Annotated in this window: 14 protein-coding genes; 7 read left to right on the top strand and 7 right to left on the bottom strand. The window is 63.0% G+C overall.

The window, feature by feature from the left end:
• Positions 1-4: 4 nt before the first annotated feature.
• Entirely contained in the window at positions 5-2,011 is a 2,007-nt protein-coding gene (locus GRI32_RS04660; protein WP_160589959.1) for an acetyl-CoA carboxylase biotin carboxylase subunit, read from the top strand.
• Entirely contained in the window at positions 2,008-2,820 is an 813-nt protein-coding gene (locus GRI32_RS04665) for a nuclear transport factor 2 family protein (protein WP_160589960.1), read from the top strand. The genes GRI32_RS04660 and GRI32_RS04665 overlap by 4 nt, the downstream gene beginning before the upstream one ends.
• Here GRI32_RS04665 and GRI32_RS04670 read toward each other — a convergent pair.
• Genes GRI32_RS04670 through GRI32_RS04685 form a run of 4 tightly spaced genes read right to left on the bottom strand, consistent with a single transcriptional unit; the run spans position 2,807 to position 6,263 of the window.
• Entirely contained in the window at positions 2,807-3,421 is a 615-nt protein-coding gene (locus GRI32_RS04670; RefSeq protein WP_160589961.1) for a nucleotidyltransferase family protein, read from the bottom strand. The two genes, GRI32_RS04665 and GRI32_RS04670, sit on opposite strands and share 14 nt — an antisense overlap.
• Positions 3,381-4,253, bottom strand: coding sequence for an XdhC family protein (locus GRI32_RS04675; protein WP_160589962.1), 873 nt, complete (start codon positions 4,251-4,253; stop codon positions 3,381-3,383). The genes GRI32_RS04670 and GRI32_RS04675 overlap by 41 nt, the downstream gene beginning before the upstream one ends.
• Before the next feature lies 1 nt (position 4,254).
• On the bottom strand, positions 4,255-5,202 hold the full coding sequence (locus GRI32_RS04680) for an MBL fold metallo-hydrolase (RefSeq protein WP_160589963.1): 948 nt from the start codon (positions 5,200-5,202) through the stop codon (positions 4,255-4,257).
• Entirely contained in the window at positions 5,202-6,263 is a 1,062-nt protein-coding gene (locus tag GRI32_RS04685) for a HupE/UreJ family protein (protein ID WP_160589964.1), read from the bottom strand. The genes GRI32_RS04680 and GRI32_RS04685 overlap by 1 nt, the downstream gene beginning before the upstream one ends.
• Before the next feature lie 204 nt (positions 6,264-6,467).
• Here GRI32_RS04685 and GRI32_RS04690 point away from each other — a divergent pair, with 204 nt between their 5' ends.
• Genes GRI32_RS04690 through GRI32_RS04705 form a run of 4 tightly spaced genes read left to right on the top strand, consistent with a single transcriptional unit; the run spans position 6,468 to position 11,084 of the window.
• Positions 6,468-7,865, top strand: coding sequence for an efflux transporter outer membrane subunit (locus tag GRI32_RS04690; protein ID WP_337190153.1), 1,398 nt, complete (start codon positions 6,468-6,470; stop codon positions 7,863-7,865).
• A complete protein-coding gene (locus GRI32_RS04695; RefSeq protein ID WP_160589966.1) occupies positions 7,865-9,163 on the top strand; it encodes an efflux RND transporter periplasmic adaptor subunit in 1,299 nt (432 codons plus the stop codon). The genes GRI32_RS04690 and GRI32_RS04695 overlap by 1 nt, the downstream gene beginning before the upstream one ends.
• Positions 9,160-9,888, top strand: coding sequence for an ATP-binding cassette domain-containing protein (locus tag GRI32_RS04700; RefSeq protein ID WP_160589967.1), 729 nt, complete (start codon positions 9,160-9,162; stop codon positions 9,886-9,888). The genes GRI32_RS04695 and GRI32_RS04700 overlap by 4 nt, the downstream gene beginning before the upstream one ends.
• Positions 9,888-11,084 carry an ABC transporter permease gene (locus GRI32_RS04705; protein ID WP_160589968.1) on the top strand — a complete coding sequence of 399 codons (1,197 nt, stop codon included), beginning with the start codon at positions 9,888-9,890 and terminating at the stop codon, positions 11,082-11,084. Before GRI32_RS04700 ends, GRI32_RS04705 begins: the two co-directional genes overlap by 1 nt.
• 99 nt (positions 11,085-11,183) lie before the next feature.
• Here GRI32_RS04705 and GRI32_RS04710 read toward each other — a convergent pair whose 3' ends face one another.
• On the bottom strand, positions 11,184-11,879 hold the full coding sequence (locus GRI32_RS04710) for a pirin family protein (RefSeq protein WP_160589969.1): 696 nt from the start codon (positions 11,877-11,879) through the stop codon (positions 11,184-11,186).
• Positions 11,880-12,146: 267 nt separating this feature from the next.
• Here GRI32_RS04710 and GRI32_RS04715 point away from each other — a divergent pair, with 267 nt between their 5' ends.
• Positions 12,147-12,290, top strand: a complete 144-nt coding sequence (locus GRI32_RS04715; RefSeq protein ID WP_160589970.1) for a hypothetical protein — start codon at positions 12,147-12,149, stop codon at positions 12,288-12,290.
• 43 nt (positions 12,291-12,333) lie between these two features.
• On the opposite strand, the gene GRI32_RS04720 is transcribed toward GRI32_RS04715, so the two are convergent.
• Both GRI32_RS04720 and GRI32_RS04725 read right to left on the bottom strand, forming a co-directional pair.
• The gene (locus GRI32_RS04720; protein ID WP_160589971.1) at positions 12,334-13,926 is read right to left on the bottom strand and encodes a flavin-containing monooxygenase; all 1,593 of its coding nucleotides are present in this window, start codon (positions 13,924-13,926) and stop codon (positions 12,334-12,336) included.
• On the bottom strand, positions 13,919-14,821 hold the full coding sequence (locus tag GRI32_RS04725) for an alpha/beta hydrolase (RefSeq protein WP_160589972.1): 903 nt from the start codon (positions 14,819-14,821) through the stop codon (positions 13,919-13,921). The genes GRI32_RS04720 and GRI32_RS04725 overlap by 8 nt, the downstream gene beginning before the upstream one ends.
• Between the last annotated feature and the right edge of the window lie 41 nt (positions 14,822-14,862).

Raw genomic sequence — 14,862 nt, forward strand, 5'->3', positions numbered from 1 at the left:
TCTGATGTTCACCAAAATCCTGATCGCCAATCGCGGCGAAATCGCCTGCCGGGTTATCACCACTGCGCGGCGCATGGGGATTGCCACGGTGGCGGTCTATTCCGATGCCGATGCGCGCGCGCCATTTGTGCGCATGGCGGATGAGGCGGTGCATATCGGTCCTGCTCCGGCGGCGGAGAGTTATCTGCTGGCGGACAAGATCATCGCAGCCTGCAAGGCAACTGGCGCACAGGCGGTGCATCCCGGCTATGGCTTCCTGTCCGAACGGGCCAGTTTCGTGGAAGCGCTGGAGGCCGAGGGCATCGCCTTTATCGGTCCGCCGGTGAACGCCATTGCGGCGATGGGTGACAAGATTGAATCCAAGCGGCTCGCCGCCAGGGCGGGCGTGAATACCGTTCCCGGCTCTGACGGTGAAATCTCCGATACGGCACATGCTTTGAAAGAAGCAAACCGTATCGGTTATCCGGTGATGATGAAGGCCAGCGCGGGCGGCGGCGGCAAGGGCATGCGGCTGGCGTGGAATGATACGGACGTGGAGGACGGCTTCGAGGCCACCCAGCGAGAGGGGCTTCACAGCTTTGGCGATGAGCGCGTGTTCATTGAGAAATTCATCGAACACCCGCGTCATATCGAAATTCAGGTGCTGGGCGACAAGCACGGCAATATCGTCCATCTGAATGAGCGTGAATGCTCGATCCAGCGCCGCCACCAGAAGGTGGTGGAGGAAGCCCCCTCCCCCTTCGTGACCCCCGAAATGCGCGCCAAGATGGGCGCACAGGCCATCGCGCTGGCGGCGGCGGTGGGGTATCACTCGGCAGGCACGGTGGAGCTGATCGTCAGCGGCGCAGACCCCACGGGCGAGAGCTTCTACTTCCTGGAAATGAACACCCGCCTGCAGGTGGAACACCCCGTGACAGAGGCGACCACCGGCATCGACCTGGTCGAACAGATGATCCGCGTTGCCGCAGGTGAGGCGCTGCCGTTCACGCAAGCCGATATCGGCATTGACGGACACGCCATCGAAACGCGCGTCTATGCCGAGGACCCCTATCGCGGCTTCCTGCCCAGCACCGGGCGGCTGGTGCGCTACAGACCACCGGCAAAGCCGTGGAGCGGGGGCTTGCGCGGGGTGGACAATGTCCGCGTGGATGACGGCGTGGCCGAAGGCGGCGAGGTCTCCATCCATTACGACCCGATGATCGCCAAGCTGATCACCTGGGGCGAAACCCGCGATCAGGCGGCGGACCTGCAGATCCGCGCGCTCGACGATTTCGAGATCGAGGGGCCGGGCCATAACACCGATTTCCTCTCCGCCCTGATGCAGCATCCGCGCTTTCGCAGCGGGGACCTTTCCACCGGCTTCATTGCCGAGGAATATCCCGATGGCTTCTCCGGCGCTCCGGCAGATGAGGAGCGGTGCCGGGTGATCGCTGCCTGCGCGGCGGGCATGGAATTCACCCGCACGGCCCGCGCCGGGCGCACCACTGGCAAGATCGACGGAGCGCCGCCGCTGCCCGCCGACTGGGCGGTGTTCAACAATGGCCAGCAGTTCCATGTGACGCTGGGTGACGGCCATGCGATCGTCGATGGCCACCGGATCGATGGCACATGTTCATGGGCACCGGGCATGCGCCTGGCCGAAGCCACGGGCAGGACCGAGCGGCTGGGGCTGCAAGTCAGCCGCCAGCGCCATCGCTGGACGATCACCACCCACGGCCGCAGGCATCACACGCGTGTGCTGCCCGCAAGGCTGGCCCCGCTGACGCAGCACATGCTGGAAAAGACACCGCCCGATACATCCCGCCTGCTGATCTGCCCGATGCCCGGCCTGCTGATGAAGCTGCATGTGGAACAAGGCGATGAGGTAGCTGCCGGTCAGCCACTGGCAACGATAGAGGCGATGAAGATGGAGAACATCCTGCGCGCCACCAAGGCCGGCACGATTGCCACCGTCAACGCTGCCGAAGGGGACAGCCTGGCGACTGATTTCGTGATCCTGGAGCTGGCATGAGCATGGACTATCTCGCCTATATCGACATGTTCCTGACCGGCGATGACGATGCTCTGGTGGAGCGCTTCTTCGCCGAAGACTGCGCCATGCATTCGGGCAGCGGCGTGCGCAGCGGCAAGCAGGGGATGCGCGAATTCCTGGCCTGGGCGCATGACGGCGTGCGCGAATGTCCGCGCATCCAGCATTATGTGCAGGACGAAAACACCATCTTTGCCGACATCGACATGGATTTCCACGCCACCAGGCACCGCCCGGACTTCCCCTTTGGCGAGATGTTTCCCGGTGACAGCATCACGGTGAAATTCCTCGCCCGCTACGATCTGGATGATGCGGGCAGGATCACCCGATTGACCACCGCCGCATGGCCGCCCGAACAGGGCGTGACCAGATTGGCTCCGCTGGGCGGACACCCCAGCCAGCTGGCGGCCTATGACGCATACGCCGCCGCCTTTTCGGCGGGCGATCCGGCCCGCTACACGCGTTTCTACACCGATGACGTGGTGCTGGAACTCAGCAGCCTGCCGCCGATCCGCGGCGCGCAGGCCATTGCCGATTTCTACAGCGAGATGTTCAAATCGGTGCGCGAGACGCTGACCATCCATTCGCTCGATGCCGATGATGAGCGGTTGATCGTCGATTGCACCAGCCGCTTCACCGCCGTGCAGGACGCGCCCGATTTCGTGGTCGGGGCGCTGGCCAAGGGCGATTACATCGATGTGCGGGTGATCGTGACCTATGCCCTGCGCGAAGGCCGCATCTGCCATATCGGCGTGCAGCGCGGCGGGGAGCCGGTGACTACCCGCGCCTGAGCAATATCTGCTCTGCCCGCGCCAGATCGGCGGGCGTATCGATATCGATGAGCATGGCAGGATCAACTTGCACATGCTCAAGGTCGATCAGACTCGTCAAGAAGGCTGCTGCGCCGCGATCACCGCATGACTTTTCAAGCTGCGGCAAATGGCATTTGTGGAACAACGCGGGCACTCCGGCATAGGTCGAACCAGACACGGTAGCGCTGGTGCCGGGCTGACACGCCAACTCGCGCAAATGTGCAGCGGTAATCAGCGGCATGTCCGCAAGAAGCACCAGCAGATCTCGATCCGCCTTCTGCGCATGGTTTGCCGCCAGAGCCAGCGATGTGCCAAGGCCCGCTTCCGCGCTGTGATTGACGATCAGGCTCCAGCCCGAAGCCAGTGCAAATTGCGGCGGGTCCTCTCCCACCACAATCACGCCTGCGGCAAGCCCCGCCCCTGCAACCGCATCCAGCACCCATTGCCCGACAGGCTTGCCAGCGCACAACGCATCCAGCTTGCCGCCGCCAAAGCGCGTTGCCCCGCCCGCTGCCAGCACGGCGACCAGCGGAGCCGGTTCAGCCACCGCGCGGTGCATGGTGCGGGTGGATCGCCTCATATTCACCCACCACGGAGGCGAGGATGGACAGCGCCAGCGCCACGGGTTCACGGCTGTGCTGGACAATGCCGATCGGGCTGGCGATGCGCGCCATCTGGCCGGGCGCAACGCCGCTGGCCAGCAGGCGCTCGGCCCGCTCCTCGCGCGCGGTCTGACCGCCCTGCGCGCCGATGAAGAAGGCCGGTGTTTGGAGCGCCCATTGCAGGATCGCCTGCTCCCATTCGTGATCGTGGAACAGCAGGATCACCGCGCACCATCTGTCGATGGCGATGCCGCTGGGGGACTTGCCCAGCGAAAGATCGGAAGATCGGCCCTCGCTCCCGTCCTTGCTGTGGGTTTCGACTGCCAGCCCTGCCGTCCGCGCGAGAAGGGCCAGCGCATCGAGTTCCGGCCCCTCGCCAAACAGCGCCAGCCGCAGCGCCGGGACATAATGACGCTGTGCCAGTGCTCCCATCGGCAAGGCCAGCATCGCTGCCTCCCGCCGGTCAAGCTTTGCCACCACATCGCGGCAGGCCGCATGATCGGGAGCGGGATCGACCAGTATGTCGAGGCCACTGCCGCATGGCAGGCGAAAATCGATCATCGGGGAGCCGGCGCCAAAGCGCATTACCCGGCGCTCCCCGCCCTTGGCGATCTCTGCCGCAAGCTGGTTTTCAAGGCAGCCATCGGCCAGGCTGCCAACAACGCTGCCATCAGCGCGCACAGCCAGCTGCGCGCCAAGGCGGCGCGAGAAACTGCCTTCGATATGGGTTATCGTGCACAGACCAACGCCCTGCGCGCACGCGGCGCGCAGGGCGTCATGGTCGTTTCCCAGCGCAGCCGCGCTCAGCACATTACTCGGGCCATTCTTCCCGTGGCAGGCCCATGATCAGCTGCGGTTCTTCGCCGCGCAATTCCTGGAAGGCCACCATCAGGTTGATGAGAGCGCGCGACTTGGGGCTGCCGCCATATTCCAGGCCCGGCAGTGTTTCAGTACCCAGGAAGATGGCGAAGCTTGGGTTGGCAGCCAGCCGGTCGAGCGCTTCACGCTCCGTACCGCCCGATTGCACCGTCTGCTCGGCAATCTGCACCAGCGCACGGTTGAAGGTCACGAAGCTGAGGAATTCAGACGACGTGCTGACGCCGCCATGACCCTGAATCCAGTAATCGACGTTGGGAATGGTGTAATAGGCCGCCGTCACCGAAGTCGGCAGTGCCAGCATGGAGCCGCCGGAGCCGGGATCGATCAGCGGAGACATGTGCCAGGCGTAGATATCGCCCGCCATCACCGTGCGCGCGGCGGGGAAGGCCACGAAGGCATCGCCATCGGTATGGCCCGCGCCGAAGTAATACAGGTCAATCTCGTCAGCGCCTTCACCGATCTTCATGTGGCTGGAGAAGCTGCGATCGACGTTGGACGCGCCAAACGGACCGCCCTCGGCCTCCATCCGCTTTTCCGAATTCACGTGTGCGATGACTTCGATGCCGTCACCGCTCAGTTCGTTGTTGGAACCCATGTGATCGGGGTGCGAATGGGTGTTGATGATCATCGCCAGCGGCTTGTCGGTGATCTTGCGAACCTCGGTCATGATCGCTTCACCGCTGTTGGGCAGCTTGGTATCGATCAGCACGACATCATTGGCGCGTTCGAACACCACCGTGTTGCCGCCGGCGCCGGCGATCTTGTAGACCTTGCCGGCCACATGCTCGATGCCTTCGATGCCGGGCAGGCCCTGCGCAGTTACACCCACTGCCGTCAGGCCGCTCACCACAATGGCCCCAAGGACCGCAATCCGCTTCATCATCCCACTCCCGCAAAAAAGACTCTGTCAACAAACCAATAGGCACCAGCCGCCATTACCGCAAGCGAGCCAATTGTCGCGGTGTGTCGCGCCGCTTTTTCGGATCGGCGGCGCAGCAGCAGCATCAGGCCCGCAACCACCGCCACGATAGCCAGCTGGCCGATTTCCACGCCCAGATTGAAGGAAAACAGCGACCAAGCCAGCGATGCATCGGGCAGGCCGAACTCGCGCAGCACATAGGCAAAGCCGAAACCGTGGATCAGCCCGAAGGCGAAGGCCAGACCCGCACGCAGGTCCCGGCCATCGCCGCGCAGCAGGTTATCCGCCCCCACCACCACGATGCTGAGCGCGATCAGCGGTTCGATGATCCCGGCCGGGATCATCACGATATCCAGCGCCGCGAGGGACAAAGTCACCGAATGGCCGATGGTGAAGCTGGTGACGATGATCGCCAGCCGCCGCCAGCTGCCGCCCAGCAGGATCAGGCCGATGATGAAGAGTACGTGATCCGGCCCGATCATGATGTGGTGAATGCCGGACGGGACGAAGGTGCCCATCACCGCCAGCACACCGGCGCTCGTTCCGGTAAAATAGGTCTGCGGGTCGCTCCCCCGATCAAACAGCCACTGCTGGCGCAGATCGCCATCTTCATAAACATTGACGAAGGTCTGGTGCAGCGGATCGCGCGGGAACAGATTGGCGTCCACTTCCAGCGCGCCGGGTGACGGGGCGGGAATGGTGAAGCGCAGCCTTATGGCATCGTCGCCCGGCAAGGGTTCTGCCGATTGCCACTCCGGCGCGGGCAATTCTCCGGCGCCGATCGAGATCATGCCGTCAAGAACTGATCCGATTTGGCTGTATTGGCTGGACAACACACCCTGGTCGAGCAATATCGCCACTTCGTCCATTTCAAGTTCATGTCCGATGTCGATCAGATGCACTGTCAAAGTGCCTTCGATTTGCTGTTCTTGCAGATCGAGATCGAGATAGCTGAACGGGACCGGATGGGCCTGGACAGTAAAAGGGAAGAACAGCAGGCCAAACAACATAAGCCAGCGCATGCAAATGCGTTGCACGGGCAGGACAGGTGCGCAATTAAGTTTCATGAACAACGATATACGGTGGATAACATGCATGATGGCCTGTTACCCTTTGTTACAAGGTTGCAATTGGAGCAAGCACTGATCGGCGATAGGCGGGCAGCAGGGATCAAATAAGTGCCATTCGGGGGAATCTTGGGTTTTCAACCAGACATGAAAATGGGCGTGCTGAGCAGTACAGCCATGGCGATTGCACTGCTATCCAGCGGCTGCACCCATGCAGATGTTGCTCCGCCTGCGGCCAGTTTCGCAATTCCCGATCAGTGGGCGCAAAGCGATCCTGCCCCCATCTCCGTCGACATTACCGATTACTGGCTGCTGCTGGACGATCCGCTGCTGACCCAGCTGGTCGAAGCGTCCATCGCCAATAATCTGGACCTGGCGCAAAGCGCCGCACGGCTGGATCAGTCGCGCGCGCGTCTGGTGCAGGCCCGGTCCAGCTTCCTGCCTTCCGTTTCGGGCAGCGGACGGGTCAGCCGCGACCTGGGTGATCTGTCCACCAACCAGTTCGGCTTTTCGCTGGGCGCGGACGCATCGTGGGAACTGGACCTGTTCGGCCAGATCAGCGGCAATGTGAACGCGGCGGAGGCAGACCTGCTGTCCGCCGGATATTCGCTGGCAGACCTGCAGCGGCTGATCGTGGGCCAGGTGGCGATTTCCGCCATCAACGCCCGCTCGATCGCGCAGCAGCTGGAAATTGCCCGCAGCACGCTGGCCTATCAGGAAGACAACCTGCGGATCGCCCGCTGGCGCAATCAGGCGGGGCTGGTGTCCAGCCTGGATGTGGAACAGGCCCGCACCCAGCGCGCCCAGACCGCCGCCACCATTCCTTCGCTGGAAAGCAGCCTGACTTCCACCGCCAATGCCATTTCCACCCTGATCGGGGAGCCGCCGGGACGCGTGCTGACTGCTTTTCAGGCGGTCAAGCCCATTCCCCAGCCGGCGTTGCTGGCGGGCTTTGCGCCCCCCGCTGATGTGCTGCGCCGCCGCCCCGATGTGCGCGGCGCGGAAGCCAATCTGCTGGCCAGCACCGCGCGGATCGGCGTGGCCCGCGCGCAATTGCTGCCGCTGGTTCGGCTGGGCGGCAATATCGGCACCAATTCGCTGGGCATCAGCAACCTTTTCGATGTGCTGACATCCAGCGTGTTTGCCAGCGTCAGCCAGCTGATCTTCGATGGCGGCCGCACACAGGCGCAGATCGACAGTGCAGAGGCTGGCGCGCGCGGCGCATTGGCGGCATGGGAACAATCGATTCTGGGCGCGCTGGAAGATGTCGAAAGCGCCGCCGTTGACCAGCGCAGCGCCGACACCCGCGTCGGCATCATCAATGAAGCGCTGGATGCAGCCAGCAACTCGGCCATACTGGCGCGCAGCCAGTATCAGGCGGGATTGACCGATTTCCAGACCCTGCTTTCGGCAGAGAACCAATTACTTTCCGCCCGTAACCAGCTCGTCTCCGCTCAGGCTGACAGGGCCAGCGCCTTTGTGCGCCTGACCCAGGCGCTTGGCGGCGGATGGAGCGAGCAGGACTTCCCCTTACCTGCCAGTGACAGGACCGAGTGATGAACGACACGCAAGCGCAGGACATCGATGCCTTTCTGGGCGAAGACGCCACCAAACCATTCTACAAGCGGCGGATTGTCTGGATCCCGGCCCTGCTCATCGTTCTGGCGCTGATTGCCTATGCCATCTTTGGCCGCGGCGATCAGCCGGTCGACTATATCACCGAGGAGGTAGAGGCACGCTCGCTTGATCTGGTGGTCACCGCCACCGGCAATCTGCGCCCCACCAACCAGGTGGAAGTCGGCTCCGAAGTATCCGGCCGGATTGATGACGTGCTGGTTGACGTGAATGACATCGTATCGCGCGGTCAGGTGCTGGCGCGGATCAATACCGATGTGATCGACGATCAGATCCTGCAGAGCCGCGCAAACCTCAACGCCTCGCGCGCATCGGTTGAGCAGGCACGCGCCACGCTGGAAGTCGACACCGCCCAGCTGGAGCGTCTGCGCGAAGTCTATCGCCTGTCCGATGGCCGCGTGCCCTCGCAGGCAGAGATGCAATCGGCCGAAGGATCGGTGCGGCGTGACCGGGCCGCGCTCGCTTCGGCAGAAGCCAATGTGGCATCGGCGCAGGCATCGCTGTCCACCGCCCTGACCAACCGCGACCGCGCGGTGATCCGCTCCCCCGTTTCGGGCGTGGTGCTGGTGCGGCAGGTGGAACCGGGCCAGACCGTGGCTGCCAGTTTCAACACGCCCACGCTGTTCATCCTGGCCGAAGACCTCGCCATCATGCAGCTGCGCGTGGACATTGACGAGGCCGATGTTGGCCAGGTCGAGGCGAACCAGTCCGCCACCTTCACCGTCGATGCCTATCCGGGCCGCCAGTTCCCCGCTCAGGTGGAGCGGGTGGACCTCGCATCGGGCAATATCGCCACTACAGCTGAGACAACAAACAGCAATTCGGTGGTCGAATATGAAGCTCGCCTCACGGTGGACAACGCCAGCGGACTGCTGCGTCCGGGCATGACGGCAACCGCCAATATCGCCACGGAAAGCACCGCCAACCAGCTGGCCGTGCCCAATGGCGCGCTGCGTTTCGAGCCACCCAAGCAAGAGGAAGACGGGGGCGTCCAGCTGGGCGGCGGACCCGGCAATGACTTCGGGCTTGAACGCGAAGAGGTCACGGCCAGCATTGGCGCGGGCAGCCAGCAAAATGTCTATGTACTGGGCGATGATGGCAAGCCGCGCGCGATACTGGTCACCACCGGGCTGAGCGACGGACGCTATACCGTGGTCACGTCTGACGAGCTGGAAGCTGGCATGAAGGTGATCACGGCGATCAGGGCCTCTGATCAGTGAGCTCAGGCCCCATCATCGAACTGGAGGGGATAACCAAGACCTTTGGCACGGGCGCGGCTGCATTCCAGGCGCTCAAGGGCGTGAACATGAGCATCCAGCGCGGCGATTTTGTTGCCGTGATGGGGCCATCGGGCTCGGGCAAATCCACCACCATGAACATTCTGGGCTGCCTGGACGTGCCGACTACGGGCAAGTTCCGCTTCCTGGGCACGGAAGTGCAATCGCTCAACAAGGATCAGCGATCATTGTTGCGGCGCCGTTACCTCGGCTTCGTCTTCCAGGGCTTCAACCTGCTGGCGCGCACCACTGCGGTGGAGAATGTGGAGCTGCCGCTGGTCTATCGCGGGGCAAGCAAGTCCGAACGCCACGCCTCTGCCATGCGCGCGCTGGACCGTGTGGGACTGGCGCCTTGGGCACACCATACTCCGGCGGAACTTTCCGGCGGTCAGCAGCAGCGCGTGGCCATTGCCCGTGCGCTGGTGACCGATCCCGAAGTGCTGCTGGCCGATGAGCCGACGGGCAATCTGGATTCCGAACGCTCGATCGAGATCATGGAGTTTCTGGGTGAACTCAACCGCCAGGGCATCACCATATTGATGGTGACGCATGAGCCGGAAATGGCCGATTTTGCCAAGACCATCGTCCACTTCAAGGATGGGCTGGTGGAACGGGTGGAGAATGGCAACCGCGTCCGCCACGGCAAGCATGAAGGCGTGACCGCCTGATGTTCGGCACCACGCTCCTGCTCGCCATGCGCGAGATCCGCCGCCACCTGATGCGCAGCTTCCTGACCACGCTGGGCATCATCATTGGCGTCGCCGCCGTGATCACCATGGTCACGCTGGGTCGCGGCGTAACTGCCGATATCGAGGAACAGATCAGTTCGCTCGGCTCCAATCTCTACATCGTCTTCCCGGTTCAGGGCGAACGCGGCCAGTTCCGCGCCTTTGACGAGGACGACGTCACCGCCGTGCGCGAACAGATCGCCGGGGTGAAGGCCGTGGCAGGGCAGGTCGACCAGAACGTCACCGCCATCCACAACGGACAGGACTGGGAAACCAAGGTCGAAGGCGTCAGCAACGATTTCATGGATGCGCGCGGAATAGACATGGATGATGGCCGCCGGTTCACTCCGGCAGAGGAACAGGCCGGTTCCAACGTCTGCATCATCGGCCCGACGGTGCTGGAGGAGATTTTCATCCCCGGACAGAGTCCGGTGGGTGAGCGCATGCGCCTCAACAATGTCTCGTGTCAGGTGATCGGCGTATTTGCCACGCGCGGCTCAGTCGGCGGCGGCGGCGATGATGACAATTCGGTGTTCATGCCGCTCACCAATGTCCAGCGCCGCTTCACCGGCAACAACAACATCGGTTACATGGTGATATCCTATGACTCCGCCTATGATGGGGACACCATGACCAATTCGCTGATTGACCTGCTGCGGGAGCGGCGGGTGCTGCTGGCGGGTCAGGCCAATGACTTCGATATCGTCGATACGGCCGCCATCAATGAAACGGTTGCCAGCACGGTGGGCACGCTCACCATCATGGTGGCCGCCATTGCCGCCATCAGCCTGGTTGTGGGCGGTGTGGGCATCATGAACATCATGCTGGTTTCGGTGACGGAGCGCACCCGCGAGATCGGCATCCGCCTGGCCATTGGCGCACTGGCGCGCGAGGTGCGCATGCAGTTCCTGACAGAGGCAGTGGTACTGTGCTGCTTTGGCGGCCTGGTGGGTATATTACTCGGCTTCCTGCTGTCCTTCAGCCTGTCCAGCGCGCTGGGTTTCCCCTTCGTGTTCGACCCCTTCATCAACATACTCAGCTTTGTGATCTCGGCACTGATCGGGATCATGTTCGGCTATTTCCCGGCGCGCAGGGCCAGTATGCTCGACCCGATCGAAGCGCTGCGGCACGAATAGAATTCAAGAAACAGCGCAAGTATTGCTGCCAAAAAAGGAAAGGGCCACGCCTTTGCAAAAAGACGCGGCCCGCCGCCTGACTTTACCCCAAGCAAGGAATCAGGCGGTATCTACCATAACCAATTCGCTATCTTGCACCGCAACAATTTGCAAGGTCGCAAGGTCAGCAATTGCCACCCCATCGCGGGCATTGATCACTTCCCCTTCAATTTCGATCTGTCCGCTGGCGGGAACGAGGTAGGCCTTGCGTCCGCCCAGGTCATATTCGATCGTCTCGCCAGCCCTGACATTTGCGCCCAGTACGCGCGCATCGGCATGGATGCGCAGGGCATCGCCATCACCTTCGCGGCCGCTTGCCAGTACCACAAAGCGCCCTGCGCGATCATCCCGGGGGAACTGCCTAGTTCCCCAGCTTGGGGCGTGCCCCTTGCTGTCTGGCAGTATCCACAACTGGAAGCTGTGCGTTTCCTCGTCCTCAAGGTTGTATTCGGCATGGGTGATGCCGGTGCCGGCGCTCATCACCTGCACGTCGCCCGCTTCGGTACGGCCCTCATTGCCCAGCGAATCCTTGTGCGTGATCGCGCCCTTGCGCACGTAGGTGATGATTTCCATGTCGGAATGCGGATGCGGCGGAAAGCCGGACCTTGGGCCAATGATATCGTCATTCCACACCCGCAACCTGCCCCAGTGCATGCGGCGCTGGTCGAAATATTCGGCGAAGGAGAAATGGAAATTGGCATCGAGCCAACCGTGGTTGGCACCGCCAAGCGTTTCGAAACGGCGAATATCGATCATGCCAGTTCTCCATGCTGCGCCGGTAACGGCGGAAGGCTGTGACGTGCCTGTGCGGGACGCAAGGTCCAGCAGGCCCGACGGCGGTTTAAGGGGTGTTGGAAGCCAAATAGGAAGCTTTCCGGGACTGACAAGATAACCCTGTATCGACACGGTACTTCCACCTGCGTGATCAAGGTTCGACCCGCCTTGGTGGGCTGAACCGGGCCTGACTTGACTTGCCGGTGCTATTTGGCAGTCTGCGCGCTTCCTAACGGGGAGCTTGCGACGATGAGGGACCGGCGCGCACATCGTGAAATCGCTGATTCTCCGCCACAAAGCGAGGATGGCCGGATCGACAAGGCGCGAATCGCCCTCGCGCTGCTTGGCCTTGCCGGCGCGGTGGCGATCCTGGCCATGAACATGCAGGGCTGAACATGCAGGGCCGACCTTGCTGTCCTGACATGGCCATCCGGCCCTAACTGCTAAGCGCAAAGCCCTCATATCCGGCAGCGGCAATTTCATCGCACTTTGCCCGGTACGCGCCCACACCGCCGACATAGGGCATGAACACATCGCGCCCATCGCGGGTGCGGCCCTTGTACCAGCTGTCCGCACGCGGGAAGAGCGTGGTCTGCGCCACTTCGTCCACATGGCGCATCCATTCCTGCTCGGCATCGGCATCGGCTTCGATCACCCGCTTGCCGCTGGCGCGCATATCGCAAAGACAGCGCGCTACCCATTCCACATGCTGTTCGATGGAGACGACCACGTTGGACAGCACAGACGGGCTGCCCGGCCCGGTGATGGCAAACATGTTGGGAAAGCCGGACACGGTCAGGCCCAGGAAGGCGCGCGGCCCATTGGCCCATTCCTCGCCAATCTGCTGGCCGCCCCGGCCCCGGATGTCGATCGCCAGGACGGCGCCGACGCAGGCATCGAAGCCGGTGGCCAGCACGATGGCATCGGCGGCATAGCTGGCCTTGTCCGTGATCACCGCATGGGCGGTGATATCGACCACCTTTTCCTCGCGCACATCGACCAGTTCGACATTGTCCCTGTTGAGCGCATCGTAAAAGCCGATTTCGCTGCACAGCCGCCGCGATCCCAGCGGATAGTCCGGGGTCAGCTTGCGCGCATCATCGGGATCGCGCACCGCATCGGCAATCTTGCCGCGCGCGAATTTCGCCGCCAGTTCGTTCGATGTTTCATCAAACAACAGGTCCTCGAAAGCATTGAGAAGTCCGGTGGTGCCGGCATTCCAGGCCTGTTCCAGCCGTTCCTTCAGCGCGGCGGGTGCAAACGTCTTGGCGCTGCCGGGCATGGGCGGGGCGGCGAAGCCCAGCGGTGAATGGCGCGCCACGTCGCGCTTTTCGCGGTAGGTGGCCTTGGCCGCCTCCTGCTCGCCATCTTCGAGCGGTCGGTTATTGGCCGGAACGGCATAGCTGGGCGTGCGCTGGAATACGGTGAGATGGCCGACATATTCGCTCATCGCCGCCACCGCCTGAATGCCCGAGGAGCCGGTGCCGAAATGGCAGACGGTCTTGCCCTTCAGGTCCACGCTATCGTCCCACTTGGCCGTGTGCAGCACCTTGCCTTCGAACTTCTCCAGACCGGGCAGGTCGGGCATTTTCGGTTCGGAAAGCGCGCCGGTGGCCAGGATCAGGAACTGCACGTCAAAGCTGCCGCCGGTGTCCGTCTCCACCTGCCAGCGCGATGTTGCTTCGTCCCAGTGCGCGGCGGTGACGCGGGTGTCGAATGCGATGTCCCGCCGCAGATCGTAGCGGTCGGCAACATGATCGAGGTAGGAGAGGATTTCCCCCTGCGCGGCATAGCGCTCTGTCCATTCCCACTCCTGCTCCAGCTGCGGATCGAAGGAATAGGAATATTCGAGGCTGGGAATATCGCAGCGCGCGCCGGGATAGCGGTTCCAGAACCACGTCCCGCCCACGCCCGATCCGGCCTCCACCACCTGCGCCGAAAAGCCCTCCTGCCGCAATTTGTGCAGCATGTAGAGGCCCGAAAATCCCGCCCCTACGATCAGCGCATCCAGCTTCGCAGAATCAGGCATGGCTGGCTCCCGAAGTGTGGTTGCGCATGAAGGCACCTGCTGCGTCCAGCGCGGCGCGCCCTTCATCCAGCATGAAGGCGAAGCTTTGCCAGACATGCGGCATGTCCGGCCATATCTCCAACTGCACATGCGTGCCCGCCGCCCCGGCCCGGGACGCCACCATCACCGCATCATCGAGCAATATCTCCGCCGAACCGACCTGCACCAGCAGTGGCGGCAGGCCTGACAGATCGGCGTGGGCGGGTGATGCCAGCGGATCGCCGACGGGCGTTCCGGCAAGATACTGGCCTGCCGCGATATGCAGCCCCTTTTCGGTCAGCGCGGGATCGGCCTGAGCCTTGCTCTGCATGCTGCCTCCGCTGCAGGAAAGATCCGCCCACGGGGAAAGCAGATAGGCGGCCGCAGGCATTTCCAGCCCTTCTTCGCGCAGCTTCACCAGCAGCGACAACGCCAGACCGCCGCCCGCGGAATCGCCCGCGATCACGATCCTGTCCGCCTTCATCCCGCTGCTCAGCAGCGCGCGATAGGCCGTCAGCGCATCATCGATGGCGGCGGGAAAAGGGTGTTCGGGCGCCAGCCGGTAATCCAGCGCATAGGTGGGCAGGCCCGCTGCCTGACCGACATTGGCCGCCAGCCCGCGATACCCCTGCGCGCTGCCCGAAACAAAGGCCCCGCCATGCAGATAGAGTAGCGCACCAGCGCGCGCCGGGCCGGTCTTGCAGTGCAGTGCGGCCACGCCGCCCAGCTGCACGTCATTGAAGGAAAAGCCGGCGTCCACCGGCATGGTGGCCAGCAAGGCCTCGAATTCGTCACGCGCCCTGGACAGATCGCCGGAAAAATCCGGTCCGCCCGCTCGCATGCCTGCAATCAGTTCCTGCAAGGCTTCGCTCGCCATGCCTTATCCTCCCCATGTCGCGGGCCTTGCTGGCCCGTCTG

The sequence above is a fragment of the Alteraurantiacibacter aestuarii genome, assembly GCF_009827405.1.
In the GTDB taxonomy this organism is placed as follows: Bacteria; Pseudomonadota; Alphaproteobacteria; order Sphingomonadales; family Sphingomonadaceae; genus Alteraurantiacibacter; species Alteraurantiacibacter aestuarii.